Here is an 18,921-nt window from a genome sequence, read left to right as displayed (position 1 = left end):
CATGACTTCGGTCGGCGAGGAAGTCGAGGCGATGACCGGCGGGCGCAGGATGGATTCGGCGCTTGCACGGTGCCGCGCGGAACTGACCGGCTATGCCACCTCGACCGGACGGCCGAAGACGAACGGCGCGTGGAAGGAGGCCCTGGACCACGTCGAAGCCTTGACCATCCGGCGCGACACCTTGGCCGCCACCGCGAACGAATTGCACGCGGCGCTGGCCGAACGCGCCCGCGCGCGCCGCGACCTGCGCGAGTTGGAAGCCCCCGAGGCGATCGAGGACCGGCGCGCGAAACTCGACGCGGCCCGCGCCGCCCATGCCGCGGCCGAGCGCCACGCCGAAGAGGTCGAGGCCGAGATGCGCAAGGTCGACATGGCGCGACTGACGGCCGAAGGCGCTGACACACGGCTGGCCACCTTCCGTGCATCGCTGGCCGAGCGGCAGGAAGCCGCGGCGCTGGTCGAGAAGGCCACGACGGAAGCGCGCCAAAAACAGGCCGATCTGGAACGCCATCGGATACAGCGCGACACGGCCGAGCGCACGTTCGAGACGGCGCAACAGACGTTGAAGACGGCCGAGGCCGCCCGAACCCGTGCCCTGCGCGCGCAGGCTGCAAAGGACGGCGCCGACCGGCGGCACGAGTTGGAACAGCGCATCGCCAAGGCCGAAGAGGCCCGCCGCGCGATGGAAACCGCCGCCGCGACCGCGCGTTCCGGCCCCGATGCCAAGACCCTGCGCCGGATCGAGGCATTGTCATCCGCCCATCAGACCACCATCGCCGCGCGCGACGCCACCGCGACACAGATCGTCGCGCATTACGCCGAAGGCCGCGCGGGCGCGATCCGCGCCTGCGACGTCCCCCTGCCTGACGGGCAACCCCTGCCCTTGCCCCGTGCCACCCGGCTAACCATCGACGGCATCGGCACGCTGGAGGTGCGCCCGGGGGACGCAGGCCATGACGACACCTCGGTCGAGGCCGCCGCGCAAACCCTGCGCGACGCGCTGAAAGCCGCAGGTGCAGACGATCTCGACATGGCCCGCACCGCGGCCGCGGCCCGCGCCGAGGCCGAACGCCGCCACGGCGAAGCCAAGGCCGTGCTGGACAGCCTCGCGCCCCAGGGGATCGACCGGCTGCGCGAGGCACTGGCGAAGATCCCGCAGATCGACGCGACATCGGACAGCCCCGATCCGGACACCGCCGAGGCCGCGCTGACCGACGCCCGCGCGACCCACGACAGGGCGCGCATCGCGCGCGACACCGCCTCCGAACGGCTGGCCGATGCCCGCGCCGAGGCGATGCGGACCGAGACGACGCTGATCTCGCTGCGCGATCGCCTGAAACGCGCCGGGGAAGCCATGACCAAGATCGGCGAGAATTCGGAGGACGACCTTGCCACGGCGGCCGAGACGGCGGCGCGCGCTTTCCGCGCGGCCCAGGCCGCACATGCCGCCAAGGCAAAGGATGCGCCGGATCTGGCGACCACCGGGGCGACGCTGCGCCGCGCTGAATCCGTCGATACCCGCGCGCGCGAGGAAATTGCCCGCCTGCAGCCGTTGCTGGCCCGGCTGGGCGAGCGTATCAGCCGATCCTCGGGCGACGCGGTCGAGGAACGCCTGGCCGAGACCGCGCAGGAATTGACCGCGGCAGAGGCCACCCTTGCACGTGTCGAGCATGAGGTGGCCGTGCTGACGCGGCTGGAAAAGGCGCTCCAGACGGCCCGCAACGAGGCCCGCGAGCGTTACTTCACCCCCATCGCGAAGGAGTTGAAACCGCTGCTCCACCTGCTCTGGCCCGACGCCGAACTGACCTGGGGCGAGGAATCGTTGCTGCCCGACGCGCTGACCCGCAACGGCGTGACCGAGCCGATCGACGTCCTGTCGGGCGGCACCCAGGAACAGGTGGCCCTGCTGGTCCGGCTGGCCTTTGCGCGGATGCTGGCCGCGACGGGCCGGGTTGCGCCGGTGATCCTGGACGACGCGCTGGTCTTTACCGACGACGACCGGATCGAGCGCATGTTCGACGCCCTGCACCGGCAGGCAGGCGATCTGCAGATCATCGTCCTGACTTGCCGCCAACGCGCCTTCCGCGACCTGGGCGGCAACGCGCTGCGCCTGACACCCCCATGAGCGGTCCCGTCAGCACCATGCCGTCCGGGGTAACCACTTGCCGGATGCTGGCGGCATTGATGATTTGCAGGATCCCGAAACCGCGGTGTCAGGAAGGCTTTCCATCCTGATCACTGGTCAGGGCAGAACGGGAGGTGAATGTGCGGCAAGACCACGAAAACGGTGTTGTGGGATAAGGCCAAGGCATTGGAGGCGAGTAGGAGAATCGAACTCCTGTACACGAATTTGCAATCCAGTGTATTTCGTCACAAAAACAAGCACTTAGTGGCGAAAAAGTATCAGGACATTTGTCGAACAATAAACGAACCTGATACTCGTGTTTTGGCAGGCTCAAAGCTATGAGTGGCATGGCTTTGATCTGGGCCGCGAACGTCAAGGGTCTCAAGCCCGCCGCCAAGATTGTGCTGATTCAACTGGCGGATTTCCACAACAAGGAAACCGGCCAGTGCAACCCGAGCGCGCAGCGGTTGGCGGATGAATGCGAGATGGGCCGCGCAACGCTGTTTCGGCACATGACGACGTTGGAGGAATGCGGCCTTGTTACGCGCCATGCCCGAGGTGATGGCGACGGCGGGCGCGGGTCCAATCAGTATGAGTTGCACCTCGATATTACCCTTGGGCCAAGTTCCCGTCCGAAGGGCGGGAGCAGCGATCAGAATGGGGTTGTGTCTCAAAATGAGACGGGGGGAAACGTCTCAAAAAAGCGGGGGAAAAGTCTCAAGGGTGAGACGGGGGTAGTCTCAAATCGAGACAGGAACCTTACCATTGAACCTAAGAAAGAACCGCCTTCGCGCGGGCGCTAGGCGGGGGAGGCCGAGAAGATTTTGTCAGCATATCCGCCCGATCGGTTGCGGGGCAAAGCGGCCTGCCTAGCCCATATCGACGAGGCCATGAAGGAAGGGATCAGACCGGAGGACCTGCTGCAAGCCGTCCAAGCCTACGCCACCGACAGCGCAGGTTTCACCCGCTCCAAGGTCTGCTTTTCTGACAACTGGTTTCAGTCGCGGCGCTGGCAGCCCTATGTTCAGAAGCAAGCGGAAGACCGAGAGAAGGTAGCAGCGCTACAGGCCGATCACCATGCGCGGCTGGCCTGCTGGATCAGTGATCGTAGCCCGATGTGCAAACATATAACGGCAAAGCAGATCGACGGTTTGCTGGCGTCGAAACTGGTTACACAGGCCCAAATCCGAGCCGCAGGCCTCAGATCATGAGCGCAACCGATTCCAGCGAAGAGCAAACAGCAAGGCGACCCATGTCATACGCTAGCGCTGCTGACACGGGACCTTTCGAGGGGCGGCAAGCCTCCCCTTCGAACCCCACCGGCGCGGGAAAAGCCCGCACCAAAGAGCCGCTAACCGAGACCTTCGTCTTTCGGTGCACAGCGGCAGAGAAGGCCCAGTTACGCGCCAAGGCCGAGGCTGCTGGCCTGCCTGCTGCGACCCTGTTGCGCGAGGCGCTTGGTCTCACCGAGGCCCGTCGCCGCAAGCCTATCCCCCGTGTTGATCCTGCGCTGGTGCTTGCCGTCGGACGCATCGGCGGCAACCTCAACCAGATCGCCCGCTGGCTGAACCGCGCGATGCTGGTGGGCCGCGTTGACCTCGACGCGCTGACCGTTGCGCGCCGCCTGCTAACCATCGAACGCCAGCTTGCCCAGATCGTCGAGGCGTCCCGCCGATGCTGATCAAGTTTTTCCACAATGGAAAAGGCGCGGGCGCGGGTCCGGTTGGCTACCTCGTCGCTGACAAAGTGCTGGCCTACGACGACAACCGCGACCTGATCCGCGATGCAGACGGCCAGCCCATGACAGTCACACGCGAACCCTTGCCAGAAGTCCTGCGCGGCAATCCCGACCGCACCGAGGCACTCATCGACGCCAGCCGCCACCAGTGGACCTACCGCGCGGGCGTGATCAGCTTTGCCGCCCAGGATGCCCCGACCGAGGAGCAGCAGGCCGAAGTCATGGACGGGTTCGAGCGTCTGGCCTTCGCGGGGCTGGACCCTGAGCAATATGAGGTGCTCTGGGTCCGACATACCCACGAAGGCCGCGTCGAGCTTCACTTCTGCACGCCGCGCTTGGAGCTGACCTCGGGGCGCAGCCTAAACATTGCACCGCCCGGCTATGAGAAGGCCTTCGACAGCCTGCGCGACGTGATGAACCAGCGCCACGGCTGGGCCGATCCGATGGAGTTGGAGCGCACCCAAGAGGTCCGCGACACCATCGAGACCCCAACCCGCGCGCAGGGGCGCGACGAGTTGCATGCGTGGATTCTGGATCAGGTCAGCGTCGGTCTGATCATCGACCGTGGCAGCATGCTCGACGCCCTCACAGACGCGGGCTTCGACATTCCCCGCGCGGGAAAAGCCTACCTGACCGCCCAAGACCCCGACACCGGCGAACGCTGGCGTTTGAAAGGAGAGATTTTCCATGAAAACTGGCAAGCCGACCCGGCTGAGCGAGAAGCTGAACGCCGAGCTGGACACGATCAGGCAGGACTACGCCGCCTCGATTGCATCCCAGCTGGAGAGCTTCAGGACCGATTTGAACAGCATTGCGACCAACGCGCAGCGTACAATCGAGACCGATACCCGCACCTTTCTGCGACAGAACAAGAGCTGGCTGACGATCTCGCCCTGGCTGATCACGGGGACATTCTTGGCGGGGATCGTCTCGATGATGGCCGCGAGCTTGCTTTGGACGCTCATGCTGACCAGCTCGGAACTGACGGACTTGGGCCTGACGCGGATCGACAGGGAGGACGGGACTTGGCTGGTGCTGGACCCGACCAAGACACGCCTGAGAACCTGCACGCTGGGCGGCAGATCAGTGACATGCATCAAGATCGAGGAGAACTAGATGACGACACCCCTGACAGCCTTGGAACGCGACTTGCTCGTCTGCGTCGAGCGGTTGGTGACGGCCTGCGAGGTCTCAGCAAAGGAATTGAGCGGGTTAGAGGAACGCTCGACCAGCAGGATGCAGAGCCAGATGGATGGATTGGCCGCCTGCGTGTCGGTGCTCATTCAATCGCAAACAGCGTCCGTGGCTGCGTTGCACGGCTTGTTGAGCGAGGGCTCGAATTACGGGAGGCTACGCACGCAACTCGAGACCAGCTTGAAATTAGTGAAGGCCGCCGAAGAGAGGTTGAGACAGAACTAGGGGAGCGAGAGGTCGAGATGGACCGAGGGATGACGCATTGAGGGTGCAAATTCGATTGACATATGGTAACGTATATGTCACCAATAGTCGCAATGAATAAGCTTGTTGTCTATGTCACTGAGGCGGGGAAAACACCGTTCGACGATTGGTTCAATGGTCTGGACACGGCGGCAGCATTGAAGGTGCGCACGGCGCTTGCACGGATCGAGACCGGCAACCTTGGCGACGTTAAGCCGGTTGGGCAAGGCGTGTCAGAGCGGCGCATCACTTTCGGCCCCGGCTACCGCGTCTATTTTGGGCAAGACGGCGATACGCTTGTCATCCTGCTTTGTGGTGGGACCAAGAAGCGCCAATCAAAGGACATAGAGCAGGCCAAGGTGTATTGGGAAGACTACAAAGCCCGCAAAGTGAAAGGCGACTGAGATGCCCCTGACGAAAGACTTCAAAGATACGATCAAAGCGCGCGCTGAGCGCGATCCTGAGTTTCGGGCGGGTCTGTTCCGCGAAGCCGTTGAGGCGATGCTCAGCGATGATCTGGAGACCGGCAAGGTGCTGCTGCGCGACTATGTCAACGCCACAGTTGGCTTCGAGGCCCTGGCGCAAGACATGGACAAGGACCCCAAGAGCCTGATGCGGATGCTTAGCGCTAAGGGAAACCCGCGCGCAGACAATCTGCTGGCGATGGTGTCGCGCTTGAAGCAGCGCGAGGGGATGGCGTTTTCGATGGTCCAAGAGAATTGACTCATAGAGGCAAGCTGTCAGCGGAGCGGGGTATGGCTGAAGCGTCCTAGTTCAATCTGATGCTTTCAGGGACGTGGAAGCACCAAACGGGCATACTCACTCGCCGTCAATTGCGCCCAATCTATCAAAATATTGCTCTACCATCGCAATTTCCGGGCCTGACAAGCCGTAGAGGCTGAACACGTCGCGCTCATTTTCATCGTCCAGTTTTTTGAATTTATCGGTCAAACTACCATTGATAGCCATCGCAATGAGTTGGTTGGTCCGCGTCGAAATTTTTGAAACTAGGTCTTCATTTCCAGCCAATTCTGGCAATGGAAATGTCTTTAGGTCATTCACTAGAATTTTAGGGAACGCACCCTTCGTTGCTTTTGGAGATGAGTTGAAATGGAAGAAGCTAGCAACTTTAGAGTTCAAAATTGCAAGTAGCACATGGCGATCAAATCCCTGATCATCCTCAACCAAAATATTAATTAGCGCAGGGTCGTTGTACAGCTCTTCTTGAGTGTATGCCGCGAAAACCCTTGGGTTTGTGATCTCTCGAACCAAAATCCTTGGTTTTTGAAAGAACTCTGGCTGCCTTGGGTTCGCGAGTTTTGCGGAATACTCTACATACTCCCGTTGGTTCCAGCGGACGGAAAACCGAGTAACGTCTTCGCCTTTGAGCCAAGGAGAATTGGTGCTTGCTGCATGTTCCGAATGATATACTCGATTCTTAATTATTTCTTCGGATTGGCCTTGGTATTTATCATAGGCAATCAGGCCTTGGGAAACCAACGGGAAGCGATCCTTGAGCTGTTGCCCAACATTTCGGATCTTCGAAACGGTACTCATAACCTTTGCATCCAGTCGAAAGACGAGGCCCCAGTTCCCGATATTTTCTGAGAGAACGTTAACGGATGCGTTTTCAATCGGTTGCAAGAGGTAGGAGGAAACATCTTTGCTTTGCCCGGTTCGTCGAAAACTCACACCCTCTGAACCGACACGACGGCGACCGTGAACTATTACATTGTGTACAACGATGCCGTCAAAAACTGTGAAGCCTGTAAGGTCATCAATGTGCAGGTCTTTCCAATCGTGAAGCAGCTGCTCCCGATAACTCTTTGCAAAAAAGTTGAACAGAATCGTGTTTGGAATGATCTGGCATGTATGTCCTTCTAGCCTAGCAATTCTCGATGCCAAGTTTATGAAAAGATAGTATATTTCATAATCAGGCACCTTTCCTAGAGCGCCAACTATGTGGGTACGCATAGGTTCCCGAATCGATACCCCGTAAGGTGGGTTTGCGATCACCACATCGAATCCGATGTACTTGCCTTTGTCATCAAGCACCTCAGGAAATTCAAACCGCCACTCTAGAGCGCCCAGAAAAGTTTTCCGTTGAAGTAGCTTCTCGCGGTTGCTCTCAAGTTGTTGAATGCGTTCTCGAGTTACCTTCAGTTTCGCCTCAATTTTCTTGTTTTGCTCTTCATCTAAGAAGAGGTCGTCCTGAGCTTCTTTTGCACGCAGCCCAGCAATTTCGGCATCAATCTGCTTAGTAAGTCGTCCCAGTTCCTCCTCTTGGAACTGGGTTTTGACACTGTCAATTTTTGCTTGGAGTTGGCGCTTAACGTCCTTGTTTTTTGATCTTTTATAGTCCCTCACTAGTTTTCGATACTCAGATACCGTGAGTTTTGCCTTCTTGAAGGCCTCAGACAGGTTTTGATCTAGTGTGAACCGTGACAGGAGCGAATTGCCGCATTTGATGTTGATGTCGATGTTCGGCAGCGTTTCGAGCTGAGAGTCCTGGCCGTCCCGATAGTAAGCGCTCTTAAGAAGTTCGATCCATAGTCTTAGCTGGCAAATACGCACCGAGTTCGAGTTGATATCCACGCCAAACAAGCAGTTCTCGATCAGCTTTTGCTTCTCGTGAAAAAGGGTTTGCTGAACCTGCTGAAGGCGCTGCGGCACTTTGGTGCCGTGCACTTGATAAGCGAAGACTTCATCTGTGTCCGCGTTCACAATAATTAGTTCATCATTGTCCACCTCAACGACATAGTCAGACAACCTGTTGCCTTCTGCATCGGCTAGGATTCCAAGTCGAGATTTGAGCGCAACCAGTTCATTGAGACACGCAACAAGGAAGTGACCCGATCCAACCGCAGGATCGCAGATTTTCAGATTGTCGATCACTTCGTTATGACGCAGTGTGGCTGATTTGGATCGATCATCGGAAATATTGTTTCGGAGATCGTCCGTGTCGGTGAGTGTCCAACCTGGGTTTTCTTTTTGGAAAGCCTCAAGAACGGTTTTCTCGATTACCTTCCGCGCCATGTACATCGTGACATAACCTGGCGTGAATATTGCGCCGTCCTTGTATCCATTGATCTTTTCAAAGATCAGCCCTAGTACGGCGGCATTGATAATCGTCTTACTTTCCTCCTGGACATCCCCGCCGCCAACGGCCCCAAAATCATATGCATCAAGAAAGTCAAAGATGTAGGGAAGGGTCCCTTTCGTTCCTGACGCGCGTCGACCAGACGCATCACGAAGCACGGTTCGACTGAACACTGGTATGTCTAGTGCGTTAGTAAGGGCGTTGATCCTGAAAGATTTTTCGAGTTTTGTCAGTTCAAAAAGAGAACTGTTGAGGTAGGGTACCTTTTCGTACTTTGTCGCGATATGCGGGGGGCGCTCAGCCGGGGCAAAAGCAAGTACCTTGAAGAACATGTCCGACAGATCATCAAAATCAGCGACCATCGAAGTCGATAGAAATTTGTAGGTCGGGTCTTGGCTGTGGAACTTGAAAATCTGGGCTTCGAGCAGCTTCAAGAAGAGCAGACGGTTGACCCAAGTAAGGCAGAGTTCCAAGGCAATATTGAATTCGCGGTCGTTGTTCGATGAGCCGTATGTCTGGATCATCGACGGGTCATTGAAATCGTCTTCGTACCTAATCTGGCTGATTGCATTTTCCAGAAGCGAGCCAGGATTTCGTTTAGACGCTTCAAGGCGACCGATCACGCGCTTCGATCCATCCTTGCGCTCTTCCAATCCGATAAGGTGCAGCAACTCATCGTAGAAGGCCTTGTTCAGGCTGTTACTATCATTTGAAAGTTCTTTAGCGATCAAGCCATGGGGGCCGAGAAACTTGAATAGTCTGACGATTGATTTGTCGTCCGAACCTTTCTCGAGTTTTGCTTTGTAGCTTCTGAGATCAATGTGAACGGCCTTGAGTTCAGCACTACTGTTAGCGATGAACTTCGCAGCTATCTCTTTGTAAAAGAAGTCGGTGATGCTATCGGATTTCTTACCCGCGGCCCAGTCTTCGAAATCCTTTCGAAGAGCTTTGTTTCGATAAAACTCTCTCTCAAAATCAGATGCTTCGAAGACATACATCTCGAACTCTGTGCAGATCACTAGATGTCGAACATCCGTATTGCCTGCGTGTCGTTCCCGAAAAAAGTAAAGTACGAGTTCGTGCAACGCCTTACGATTGATATCGTCCGGTCGGATCATGTCAGCTTTATTGAGTTCGCGCTTGGCCTCAAACAAGACCGCCGCTGGGCTGCCTTTGCCGCCAGCCCGAATAACGAAGTCGATGTCACCATACTGTTCAATCGTATGAGTCGGTTGGTACGTTGGCTTTAAGAGCCCCATCAAGTGGGTCTTGAGATTTTCTTCGGTTTCTTTGCTGTCAATGTGGTTCAGATAGCTTTTCAGGTCTCGCGCGAACTGCTCAACGTCAGATCGAGCTGGTCGGTGTGCTTTTAATGCCGGAGAAAGTTTCTCTGAAATGGTTCGGGTGACTAACTTCATTCAAATGCACTCTGACTATCAAAAATGTTAAGCTCTCGCCTGCGATGCTTCATCAAAATTTTCAAAAATTTCTGCGCGATTAGGATGGCCATTGGGCCTAGGACGACCAGCGCGAGGTAAAGGGACCGCGCGATGTCCCAATCCGGTTGGCCCGATGTTGCAATCATTCCCGTGCCGCCGACTAGTAGAGATATCGCGCCCGCTACGCCGATCTGGCGGGCGAAGGTGAACACTTCTTGGTCGCAAGGGTCCAAGTCCGACTTTGAGGACTTCAGTGGTTGATATGTGTCGGTCATAACGGTTCTCCTGCTCAAAGCGTGTCAAAGTAATGGCTGGCAACCTGTGCCGGTGTTTCGCCGGTTTGCGCAGATTGCGCGGCGACAAAGCCGATGATTTTGCTGAGCTTGGCGATAGGCAAGTTCGTTCCCCGCCCGTCAGCCTCGGATAAGACGGCGATAGCGCAGGCCTCTGCCAGTTCGGGATCGTCGCTCTTTTGGACCTTGCCGCGCCCGGTCAGCAGCCATTCAAGGGTAACGCCGAACCCTTCGCTAATCTTGACCGCTGCTAGGGCTGGAAGCTCACGCTTCTCTTGCTCGTAATACTTGTAAGTCCGATCGGACACATCGATTGCGGCAGCCATGACAGGCTGGGTCAGATCGTTATTCTTGCGAATTTCTCGAAGGCGAAGGCCTATTCCAGACAAGCTTGTTGACAAGGTGCACCTTGAGTAACTAAACGTGCATAAAGCTGCACTTATGGTAAGTTGTGAGCATTTCTGTTCACTCTTGCAGTGTTTTCAACCGAAATCCAACGGAAAGGTGAGCCGTGACCAAACCTCTCGAAACACCAAAGGAGCTGGCCGAGCGCTTAGGTCTGCCCGTTACCAACATCCGATATCTAATCCGCGAGGATATGCTGGATCATATCTACACCGCGCCGGGGCAGCGTAACCCTAAGATTCCGAGCGGCGCTTGGGAAAAGTATGTCTCTCAATTCACGGTCAAAGCGCTAAAGCCTGAGCCGCGCAGAGCCAGCCAAGAAATGGGGCCTGACAAATGACGCGGCCTACACCCATCATGGCCAGCGAGACGACCGCAGCCCGCTTGCTCGACCTGCGTACGAACGAGTTCAAGGCTTTGGTCGAGGAGGGTCACCTACCGCCGGGGCATGAAATTGCTCCCGGCGTTGTTCGTTGGGATACTGAAACGCTCAAGCGAATTTCAGGTGGAGATGTGACAGGATTATGGGATCAAATTCAGTGGTAGGCCGACGCAAGAAATACCTTTGGCAGCATCCGTCTGGCCGTTGGTATGTGCGCAAGAGCGTCAACGGCAAGATGTTCTATCTGGGGCGGATCACGGCAGAAGAAGGTACGGCAGAGTTTGATCAGCAGTACTGGGAGATCGTCAGCGGGAAGAAAGTGGGTTCCAAGACGTCATGGGGGGCTTTGATTGACGCTCTGCGTGAGACCGACAAATGGAGGGATTTTTCGCCCCGCTATCGGCGCGATCTTGAGCAAGTCTTTGAGTATTTGACCGAAAAGATAGGTCGCGCGGACGTTGCTCGTTTAACCCAAGCCGACATTTACGACGCCATGGAAAAGAACCGCCATCGCGTACGGTTCGCCAATTACATCCCGACCGCGATCAGCATGTTATCCAAAATGGCGATGCGCAAGCGCTGGCGCAAAGACAATCCCGCGATTGATATCGAGCCGTTGAGGGTTCCGAAGGACCGCAAGAAACCGCATTTGCCGTGGACAGATTGGGCGGTCGAAAAGATGCGGGAAGAGGGTGCGCCATTGCCTCGCCTGATTTTTGAGATTGGCGTGGGGAGTGTGCAGCGTCCTGGTGACTGGGTTGACTTCCAATGGGGCGACTATGACGGCGATACCCTCAAGTTGCGGCAGAACAAGACAGATACTTTTCTTTCACTGCCCTGCACGATTGCGCTCAAGGCCGCACTGGACAGCGCAAAGGCCGATCTGGGATTCGCGCCGCACCCATCGCGCCACATCCTGACGCGCGCTGATGGTTCGAAGATGGACTACCATGCAATGGCCCGCGTCATGGTGCGCGAACGTAAGCGGTTAGGCCTGATGGCCTATGACCAACACGCCTTGCGGTATCGCGGCGTGATGGAATTGGCGTGGGCGGGCTGTACGGACGATGAAATCGCCAGCTACAGCGGTCACACATCCAAGGAGATGATCATCAAATATGCGGGGGAGGCCCGTCAGATCATGCGCGCGCGACAGGCGGCAGCAAAGCGCAAATGAGGCCGAACAGAACAAGCACAGAACGAGAAACTGATACCCGAGGTGATACCCAATGAGCAGAGAAATTCATAACCCATTGATTTTATTGGAGGCGAGTACCGGAATCGAACCGGTGTACACGGATTTGCAATCCGCTGCGTAACCACTCCGCCAACTCGCCGCGCCGCAGATTGTCAGCGTCTTAGACAATGCCGGTGCTGGGCGCAAGCCCTCGCGCGGCACAGTGTGTCGGCCTTTGTCGGTTTGTTTTCCCGGGTGACGCAGGGGGTGGCGGCATCAGGGCCCGCCCTGCCGAATGCCACGGCAGATCGCGCCTTCAAGGACGGCCGATGTGTGGGATCAGGCTTCGGTCTTTTTCTCCCAGCGGCCCGACTCCTCGCTCCAGTATTGGGCAGAGCAGCCGGCCCTGGTCAGGGCGCGCCATTGGCTGCGGGCCTTCTCCAGCGCCGCACCGTCGCCGCCGTCGAACAGGACACAGACCCGCTCCATGCGCTGCACCTCGTCGGGCGTGACGTCGGCGCCGTCCATGCTCATCAGGCAGACGGCGCCGTTCGGGATCGCGCTGTCGGTGGTCAGCAGGATCGGCTGGTCGGCGTCGAATTCGCCGCCCGCAAGGCCGTGGGGCAGGAACGGCTCGCTTTCCAGCAGCCACAGCTTTTCGTCCAGCCAATCCATCCGCCGCGCGTTGGCGCCGCGCACCACCACCCGCCAGTCATTGCCGAGCGCGCGGATCAGCAGCGTCGGCAGCGTCGCCTCGAGCGGCCGGCGGGTCAGGTGATAGAAGAACGCGGCGCCCAAGGGGTCAGCTTTCGAACATGTTCCGGATCATCCGGTTCAGCGACAAAACCCCCCAGCCCGAGGCGCCCTTGGGCGCATGGGCCGACGCTTCGCCGGTCGAGGCGACACCGGCGATGTCAAGGTGGATCCAGGGCGTGCCGTCCTTGACGAAGCGGTGCAGGAATTCGGCTGCGGTGATCGAGCCGGCCGGCCGGCCGCCCACGTTCTTGACGTCGGCGATCCGCGATTTCAGCTGCTTGGCATAGGCATCGCCCAGCGGCATCCGCCACGCGCCTTCACCCTCGGACTCGGCCGCTTTCAGGAAGGCGTCGCACAGGGTGTCGTCGTTGGAAAACACGCCGGCCCTTTCGTGGCCCAGCCCGATGATGATGGCACCGGTCAGCGTTGCCAGATCGACCATGCCCGTGGGCTTGAACCGTTCCTGCGCATACCACATCACGTCGCACAGCACCAAACGCCCTTCGGCGTCGGTGTTGATGACCTCGACCGTGTCGCCCTTCATGGACTTCACCACGTCGCCGGGGCGCGTCGCGCGACCGTCGGGCATGTTTTCGACCAGGCCGACCAAGCCGACCACGTTCGCCTTGGCCTTGCGCAAGGCCAGCGTCTTCATGGTGCCCGAGACGACACCGGCGCCGCCCATGTCCATCGTCATGTCTTCCATGCCGGCGGCCGGTTTCAGCGATATGCCGCCGGTGTCGAACACCACGCCCTTGCCGATCAGCGCGAAGGGCGCTTCGTCGCCGCCGCCGTTCCATTGCATCACCACGACCTTCGAGGGGCTTTCGCTGCCCTGTCCGACGGCCAGCAGGGTGCGCATGCCCAGCTTTTCGAGATCAGCCTCTTCCAGCACCTCCACCTCGACCCCCAGGTCGCGCAGCCCTTCCAGTTGCGCGGCGAATTCCGTGGTAGTCAGGACGTTGGACGGGGCATTGACCAGGTCGCGGGTGAAGAACACACCCTGGGCCAGGGCGTCGATCCCGGCGACGTCGGCTTCGACATCTTCGGGTTTCGACACCATCAGCGTGATCGCGCCGGCGGCCTCGCCCTTCTCGGTCTTCTGGTCGGTATAGTCGTATCCGCGCAACGCCGCGCCCAGGGCCAGCTCCGCCGATCCCTTGGGCGATCCGGCAAGGATCAACAGGGGTTTGCCCGCCGCCGCCTGGCCGATCGCGACCCCCGCACGCCGCGCGTCGACACCGTCGGCCCGCTTGTCCAGCTTGACGACGATGACCGCCGACGCGGCCAGGCCGCCCGGCCAGGCCAGGGATTGCACGCTCCCCTCGTCCAGCTTTTCGAACGCCGGTCCGGTGACGAAGCGTTCCAGCGCGCCGCGCATCAGCTTGTTCACCCGGCGGGCCGGGGCGTTCAGGGTGCCGTCGGCGGGCACCGTGACCGCGATCTGGCCATCGAAGTCCTTGATCGCGTCCAGATCGGTGGCGGTCAGGTCGACGTGTGCGGGGGTGGTCATGGGCAATGATATCCTTTTTCGATGCGGCCTGTGGGCACGGTCGGCGGCGGAGGGCACCACGTTCCGTGCAGTCGGACCATACCTAGTCGCCGTCATCCGACTTTGCCAGAAGGGAGTTTTCCCCATCCCGCGGATCGTCTAGGGTCCGGCCAGGCACGCGCGCACGATGGGGGAATGGGTGGCCAGATTCGACCGTTACATGCTCTCCCAGCTGTTGTGGGTGTTCGGCTTCTTCTCGCTGGTTCTTGTGACGATCTACTGGATCAACCGGGCGGTCGTGCTGTTCGATCAGCTGATTGCGAATGGCCAGTCGGCGTTCGTGTTTCTTGAATTCACGGCCCTCAGCCTGCCCAACGTGATCCGCGTCGTCTTGCCCGTGTCGGCCTTCGCGGCAGGCCTTTACGTGACCAACCGCATGGCCAACGAAAGCGAACTGGTGGTGGTGCAGGCCACCGGATACAGCCCATGGCGGCTGGCCCGTCCGATGATCGTGTTCGGATTGTTCGTGGCGCTCCTCATCTCGGTGCTGGTGCATGTGCTGGTGCCCGCCAGCACCGGCAAGCTGGAAAAGCGCACCGCCGAAGTGTCGGAGAACCTCACGGCGCGCCTGCTGAGCGATGGGGCATTCCTGACCCCCGCCAGCGGCGTCACCTTCTATATCCGCGACATCGACGCCAGCGGCGCGTTGCGCGACATCTTCCTGTCGGACGCGCGCAAATCGTCCGAACGCACCGATTACACCGCCGAACGCGCCCTGTTGCTGCGCAGCGAAAGCGGCCCCAAGCTGCTCATGTTCCAGGGGCTGGTGCAGCGGCTGGATCTTGCCACCGACCGGCTGGCGGTCACGCGGTTCGAGGAGTTCGCCTTCGACATCGCCGATCTGGTCGACATTCCCGGCGTCGGGGCGCGCGGCGTGCGCCAGTTATCGACGCCCGAGCTGTTGTTTCCGACGCCGGAACTTGTCGTGGAAACCGGGCAGACCATGGCGGCCCTGCGCTATGACGGCAATGCACGGTTCGGTGATGCCCTGATCGGCGCGGTGACGCCGGTGATCGGTTTCGCCATCATGCTGCTGGGCGGGTTCAGCCGGTTCGGCCTGTGGAAACAGATGGTGGGTGCCATCATCTGCCTGATCCTGATCCAGCTGCTGGACAATGCCATAACCGATGCCGCGCGCGGTGCCGGCCTGTGGCCGCTGGCCTATGTCCCCGCCCTGTCCGGGTTTGCCATCGCGGCGGTGGCCCTGGGCGCGAGCGCGCGCCCGGGCCTGCTGAAACGTACCCGGACGGCCACGCCATGACCCTTCATCTGTATTTCGCCCGCCGGTTCTTCATGGCGTTCCTCGGGGTCACGGCGATCTTTACCGCGATCCTTGTCCTGCTGGATCTGGTCGAACAGGTGCGCAAGTTCGATGGCGACAACGTGTCCTTTGCCGACCTGATCGGGCTGACGCTTCTGCATGCGCCAGAAAGCCTGTATGGCATCCTGCCGCTCGTGGTGATCCTGACGACGCTGACGTTGTTCCTGTCGCTGGCGCGGACCTCGGAAATGGTCGTCACGCGCGCCGCCGGACGCTCGGCGATCAAGGCGTTGAACGCGCCGGTGGTCGTCGCTCTGCTGATCGGGGTGGTGGCCGTGACGGTGTTCAACCCGTTGGTCGCCGCCACGACGAAAACCTATGAAAGCAAGGCCGACCGGTTTTCCAGCGGCACATCGTCGGTCATGTCGATCAGCCGCGAGGGGCTGTGGCTGCGCCAGGGCGATGGCCGGAACCAGACGGTGATCCGGGCCGAGCGCGCCAACCTGGACGGCACCGAACTTTACGGTGTCACCTTCATCGGTTTTGCCCCGGGCAGCGGCCCCGCCTATCGGATCGAGGCCGACAGTGCCCGGCTGGCCCCCGGCGCGTGGGAGATGCGCGGCGTCAAGGAATGGCGCTTCGATGCCGCCAACCCCGAACGCGATGCCAGCGAATATCCGCTGTTCCGCCTGCCGTCGAACCTGACGCGCAACCAGATCCTCGACAGCTTCGGCACCCCCTCGGCAATTCCGATCTGGGAGTTGCCCGCCTTCATCGACCAGCTGAAAGAAGCCGGTTTTTCCGCCCGCAAGCATCTGGTGTGGCTGCACATGGAACTGGCCCTGCCGCTGTTGCTGGTCGCCATGGTGCTGGTCGGGGCGGTCTTTACCATGCGGCACATCCGGTTCGGACGCACCGGCCTGATGGTGATGCTGGCGCTGGTCATGGGATTCTCGCTTTATTTCATCCGAAATTTCGCACAGATTCTGGGCGAGAACGGCCAGATCCCCGTGCTTCTGGCCGCTTATGGTCCGCCCTTGGCCGCAATCCTGCTGCCGACGGGGCTGCTGCTCCATTGGGAGGACGGCTGATGCGTCTGACTGCGCTGCTGATCGCGTTTTTCCTTCTGATCCCCGGCGTCGTCGCGCTGGACACGTCGCCCGTTGCGGCACAGACCGCAACGCTGGTGGCCGATCGCGTCACCGTCAGCCGCGAGGCGGAACTGACGGCAAGCGGCAATGTCGAGGTGCTGTATGGCACCACCCGCCTGAAGGCGACCAGCGTCACCTACAGCAAGGCAGGCGCGCGCCTGAAGATCGAAGGGCCGATCACGGTGACGGAAGACGACGGCGCGATCATCGTGCTGGCCGATCAGGCCGATCTGGACCGCGATCTGGCCAATGGCATCCTCACCTCGGCGCAACTGGTGCTGGACCAGCAGTTGCAGCTGGCGGCGAATGAAATCGCGCGCGTCAACGGGCGTTATACCCAACTGAGCCGCGCGGTGGCGTCGTCTTGCGAGGTCTGCCTGGGCAATCCCACCCCGACCTGGGAAATCCGTGCCCGCCGCATCGTTCACGACAGCCAGACGCGTCAGCTTTACTTCGATCACGCCCAGTTCCGGCTGTTGGGCGTGCCGATCTTCTATGCCCCGCGCCTCCGGCTGCCCGATCCGACGCTGACCCGCGCGTCGGGCTTCATGCTGCCCGAAGTGCGTTCGACCTCGCAACTGGCGACGGGACTGAAGCTGCCGTATTTCCTGCGTCTTGGCGATCACTCGGATCTCACGCTGACGCCCTATCTGTCGTCGCGCACCCGCACGCTCGAGGCGCGTTACCGCCAGGCTTTCACCAATGGCGCGATCAGCTTCAACGGGGCGCTGTCCGATGACGATCTGGGCGTCGAACCCCAGCGTTATTACATCTTCGGTGAAGGCAGTTTCGATCTGCCAAACGATTTCCGGTTGGACTTTCAGCTGCAATCGGTGTCGGACACGGCATATCTTCTGGATTACGGCTTCTCCGACCGCGACCGGCTGGAAAGCCGGCTGCGGCTGTCACGGGCCCGCCGCGACGAAATGATCGCGACCGAGATCACGGGATTCCGCACCCTGCGCGAGGCCGAGATTCCGATCCGCGAACAGCTTCCCAATGCCTATGGCACGTTGCGCTATGAACGGCGGTTGCAGCTGGGCGGCGGGGAATTGCGCCTGGATCTCGACGCCGCGTCCCTGACCCGCGAAAGCAGCGTGGATGGCGCGGGCCGCGACACCAGCCGGGCCGGCCTGTCCGCCGATTACCGGCGCACCCTGCAATTCGCCAACGGCATGGTCGCCACCGGCGAACTGGGGCTTGCCGCGTTCAGCTATGACACCCGCCAGGACACCGCCTTCGACACGACCACCGCCCAGTTCACCAAGCGCGCCAGCGTCGAATTGGCGTGGCCGTTCCAGCGCACCGAAGCCGGTGGCGCCTATCAGGTTCTGGAACCGGTGGTGCAATTCGCCTGGGCCGACACCAACGGCAGCACGGTGCCGAACGAGGATTCGGTCCTGGTCACCTTCGACGAAGGCAACCTGTTCTCGATCTCGCGCTATCCGGGGCTGGATGCGCGCGAACAGGGGGCGCGCGCCAACGTCGGGCTGCGCTGGACCCGCTATGACCCCGCGGGCTGGTCGATCGGAACCACGGTCGGGCGCGTGTTGCGCAGCGAGGATACAGGCCAGTTCCTGGCCAGCACCGGGTTGAACGGCAAGCGCTCCGATTGGCTGGCCGCGGTGCAGCTTCGCATCGGCAATTCGCTGGCCCTGACCCAGCGGTCGCTGTTCGACAACGATTTCGACTTCTCGCGCACCGAGGCGCGGCTGGCCTGGCAGAACGAACGCTCGGCCATCGGCGCGTCCTATCTGTGGCTTGAGGCCGAGGCGGGCGAAAACCGCCCCGTCGACACCCACGAGGTGGCACTGGATGCCCGCCACCGGCTGTCGCGCCACTGGACCGGGAAATTCGACACACGGTTCGATGTGGTCAACGAACGGGCCGCGCGCGCCGGTATCGGGCTCGAGTATCGCTCGGAATGCCTGGTGGTCGATCTTTCGCTCTCGCGCCGCTTCACGTCCTCGACTAGTGTGGAGCCGAGCACGGACTTCGGTCTGAGCCTGTCCCTGGCAGGGTTCGGATCGGGCCGCAACGACGACAGCTATCGGCGCCGATGCGCCCAATGAACGGCGGACCGTGACAGGGCCCGCCCGCATGAA

At 60.1% G+C, this 18,921-nt stretch carries 17 protein-coding genes and 1 tRNA gene; 12 read left to right on the top strand and 6 right to left on the bottom strand.

Annotation, left to right across the window (positions count from 1 at the left end):
* Position 1: 1 nt before the first annotated feature.
* From CFP68_RS13545 to CFP68_RS13515, 7 genes are all read left to right on the top strand, one after another.
* Positions 2 to 2,125 carry an ATP-binding protein gene (locus CFP68_RS13545; protein WP_241524091.1) on the top strand — a complete coding sequence of 708 codons (2,124 nt, stop codon included), beginning with the start codon at positions 2 to 4 and terminating at the stop codon, positions 2,123 to 2,125.
* A 338-nt stretch (positions 2,126 to 2,463) separates the two neighbouring features.
* Positions 2,464 to 2,928 carry a helix-turn-helix domain-containing protein gene (locus tag CFP68_RS13540; RefSeq protein ID WP_099827472.1) on the top strand — a complete coding sequence of 155 codons (465 nt, stop codon included), beginning with the start codon at positions 2,464 to 2,466 and terminating at the stop codon, positions 2,926 to 2,928.
* An 87-nt stretch (positions 2,929 to 3,015) separates the two neighbouring features.
* Positions 3,016 to 3,336, top strand: coding sequence for a hypothetical protein (locus CFP68_RS13535; RefSeq protein ID WP_241524089.1), 321 nt, complete (start codon positions 3,016 to 3,018; stop codon positions 3,334 to 3,336).
* Positions 3,333 to 3,806, top strand: coding sequence for a plasmid mobilization protein (locus CFP68_RS18475; protein ID WP_241524088.1), 474 nt, complete (start codon positions 3,333 to 3,335; stop codon positions 3,804 to 3,806). Before CFP68_RS13535 ends, CFP68_RS18475 begins: the two co-directional genes overlap by 4 nt.
* Positions 3,800 to 5,323 (top strand): relaxase family protein, encoded by a 1,524-nt coding sequence (locus CFP68_RS13525; protein WP_241524087.1) that lies wholly within the window; start codon positions 3,800 to 3,802, stop codon positions 5,321 to 5,323. The genes CFP68_RS18475 and CFP68_RS13525 overlap by 7 nt, the downstream gene beginning before the upstream one ends.
* Positions 5,324 to 5,374: 51 nt before the next feature.
* Positions 5,375 to 5,704 carry a type II toxin-antitoxin system RelE/ParE family toxin gene (locus tag CFP68_RS13520; protein WP_099827470.1) on the top strand — a complete coding sequence of 110 codons (330 nt, stop codon included), beginning with the start codon at positions 5,375 to 5,377 and terminating at the stop codon, positions 5,702 to 5,704.
* A gap of 1 nt (position 5,705) precedes the next feature.
* Positions 5,706 to 6,023, top strand: coding sequence for a helix-turn-helix domain-containing transcriptional regulator (locus tag CFP68_RS13515; protein ID WP_099827469.1), 318 nt, complete (start codon positions 5,706 to 5,708; stop codon positions 6,021 to 6,023).
* 96 nt (positions 6,024 to 6,119) lie between these two features.
* Here CFP68_RS13515 and CFP68_RS13510 read toward each other — a convergent pair whose 3' ends face one another.
* Genes CFP68_RS13510 through CFP68_RS13500 form a run of 3 tightly spaced genes read right to left on the bottom strand, consistent with a single transcriptional unit; the run spans position 6,120 to position 10,521 of the window.
* Positions 6,120 to 9,818 (bottom strand): type IIG restriction enzyme/methyltransferase, encoded by a 3,699-nt coding sequence (locus CFP68_RS13510; protein ID WP_099827468.1) that lies wholly within the window; start codon positions 9,816 to 9,818, stop codon positions 6,120 to 6,122.
* The gene (locus CFP68_RS13505; RefSeq protein WP_099827467.1) at positions 9,815 to 10,114 is read right to left on the bottom strand and encodes a hypothetical protein; all 300 of its coding nucleotides are present in this window, start codon (positions 10,112 to 10,114) and stop codon (positions 9,815 to 9,817) included. The genes CFP68_RS13510 and CFP68_RS13505 overlap by 4 nt, the downstream gene beginning before the upstream one ends.
* 14 nt (positions 10,115 to 10,128) lie before the next feature.
* Positions 10,129 to 10,521: a helix-turn-helix domain-containing protein gene (locus tag CFP68_RS13500; protein WP_277621463.1), complete on the bottom strand. Its 393-nt coding sequence runs from the start codon at positions 10,519 to 10,521 to the stop codon at positions 10,129 to 10,131.
* A gap of 122 nt (positions 10,522 to 10,643) precedes the next feature.
* On the opposite strand from CFP68_RS13500, the gene CFP68_RS17955 reads away from it, so the two are divergent.
* Positions 10,644 to 10,877: a MerR family transcriptional regulator gene (locus CFP68_RS17955; protein WP_145953457.1), complete on the top strand. Its 234-nt coding sequence runs from the start codon at positions 10,644 to 10,646 to the stop codon at positions 10,875 to 10,877.
* A 253-nt stretch (positions 10,878 to 11,130) separates the two neighbouring features.
* Positions 11,131 to 12,096 carry a tyrosine-type recombinase/integrase gene (locus CFP68_RS13495; RefSeq protein ID WP_241524086.1) on the top strand — a complete coding sequence of 322 codons (966 nt, stop codon included), beginning with the start codon at positions 11,131 to 11,133 and terminating at the stop codon, positions 12,094 to 12,096.
* An 86-nt stretch (positions 12,097 to 12,182) separates the two neighbouring features.
* Here CFP68_RS13495 and CFP68_RS13490 read toward each other — a convergent pair.
* The 3 genes from CFP68_RS13490 to CFP68_RS13480 all read right to left on the bottom strand — a co-directional run bounded on the left by CFP68_RS13490 (position 12,183) and on the right by CFP68_RS13480 (position 14,365).
* Positions 12,183 to 12,256 (bottom strand) — tRNA-Cys (locus tag CFP68_RS13490).
* 179 nt (positions 12,257 to 12,435) lie between these two features.
* On the bottom strand, positions 12,436 to 12,894 hold the full coding sequence (locus CFP68_RS13485) for a DNA polymerase III subunit chi (protein WP_099827464.1): 459 nt from the start codon (positions 12,892 to 12,894) through the stop codon (positions 12,436 to 12,438).
* Between the two features lie 4 nt (positions 12,895 to 12,898).
* A complete protein-coding gene (locus CFP68_RS13480) occupies positions 12,899 to 14,365 on the bottom strand; it encodes a leucyl aminopeptidase (protein WP_099827463.1) in 1,467 nt (488 codons plus the stop codon).
* 178 nt (positions 14,366 to 14,543) lie between these two features.
* Here CFP68_RS13480 and lptF point away from each other — a divergent pair, with 178 nt between their 5' ends.
* From lptF to CFP68_RS13465, 3 genes are read left to right on the top strand one after another with little or no spacing between them, the layout of a single operon-like run.
* Positions 14,544 to 15,665: an LPS export ABC transporter permease LptF gene (lptF, locus tag CFP68_RS13475; RefSeq protein ID WP_099827533.1), complete on the top strand. Its 1,122-nt coding sequence runs from the start codon at positions 14,544 to 14,546 to the stop codon at positions 15,663 to 15,665.
* A complete protein-coding gene (gene lptG, locus CFP68_RS13470) occupies positions 15,662 to 16,756 on the top strand; it encodes an LPS export ABC transporter permease LptG (RefSeq protein ID WP_099827462.1) in 1,095 nt (364 codons plus the stop codon). Before lptF ends, lptG begins: the two co-directional genes overlap by 4 nt.
* Entirely contained in the window at positions 16,756 to 18,888 is a 2,133-nt protein-coding gene (locus CFP68_RS13465; protein ID WP_099827461.1) for an LPS-assembly protein LptD, read from the top strand. Before lptG ends, CFP68_RS13465 begins: the two co-directional genes overlap by 1 nt.
* The last annotated feature ends 33 nt before the right edge of the window (positions 18,889 to 18,921 follow it).

This window comes from Oceaniglobus indicus (genome assembly GCF_002751875.1).
GTDB classification, from domain to species: Bacteria; Pseudomonadota; Alphaproteobacteria; order Rhodobacterales; family Rhodobacteraceae; genus Oceaniglobus; species Oceaniglobus indicus.
The sequence above is the reverse complement of the archived record's forward strand: the minus strand, read 5'-3'. Positions and strand labels throughout refer to the sequence as shown.

Coding starts and splice junctions, on each gene's coding strand:
- CFP68_RS13545 (WP_241524091.1), top strand. CDS start 2: ATGACTTCGGTCGGCGAGGAAGTCGAGGCGATGACCGGCGGGCGCAGG.
- CFP68_RS13540 (WP_099827472.1), top strand. CDS start 2,464: ATGAGTGGCATGGCTTTGATCTGGGCCGCGAACGTCAAGGGTCTCAAG.
- CFP68_RS13535 (WP_241524089.1), top strand. CDS start 3,016: ATGAAGGAAGGGATCAGACCGGAGGACCTGCTGCAAGCCGTCCAAGCC.
- CFP68_RS18475 (WP_241524088.1), top strand. CDS start 3,333: ATGAGCGCAACCGATTCCAGCGAAGAGCAAACAGCAAGGCGACCCATG.
- CFP68_RS13525 (WP_241524087.1), top strand. CDS start 3,800: ATGCTGATCAAGTTTTTCCACAATGGAAAAGGCGCGGGCGCGGGTCCG.
- CFP68_RS13520 (WP_099827470.1), top strand. CDS start 5,375: ATGAATAAGCTTGTTGTCTATGTCACTGAGGCGGGGAAAACACCGTTC.
- CFP68_RS13515 (WP_099827469.1), top strand. CDS start 5,706: ATGCCCCTGACGAAAGACTTCAAAGATACGATCAAAGCGCGCGCTGAG.
- CFP68_RS13510 (WP_099827468.1), bottom strand. CDS start 9,818: ATGAAGTTAGTCACCCGAACCATTTCAGAGAAACTTTCTCCGGCATTA.
- CFP68_RS13505 (WP_099827467.1), bottom strand. CDS start 10,114: ATGACCGACACATATCAACCACTGAAGTCCTCAAAGTCGGACTTGGAC.
- CFP68_RS13480 (WP_099827463.1), bottom strand. CDS start 14,365: ATGACCACCCCCGCACACGTCGACCTGACCGCCACCGATCTGGACGCG.
- lptG (WP_099827462.1), top strand. CDS start 15,662: ATGACCCTTCATCTGTATTTCGCCCGCCGGTTCTTCATGGCGTTCCTC.
- CFP68_RS13465 (WP_099827461.1), top strand. CDS start 16,756: ATGCGTCTGACTGCGCTGCTGATCGCGTTTTTCCTTCTGATCCCCGGC.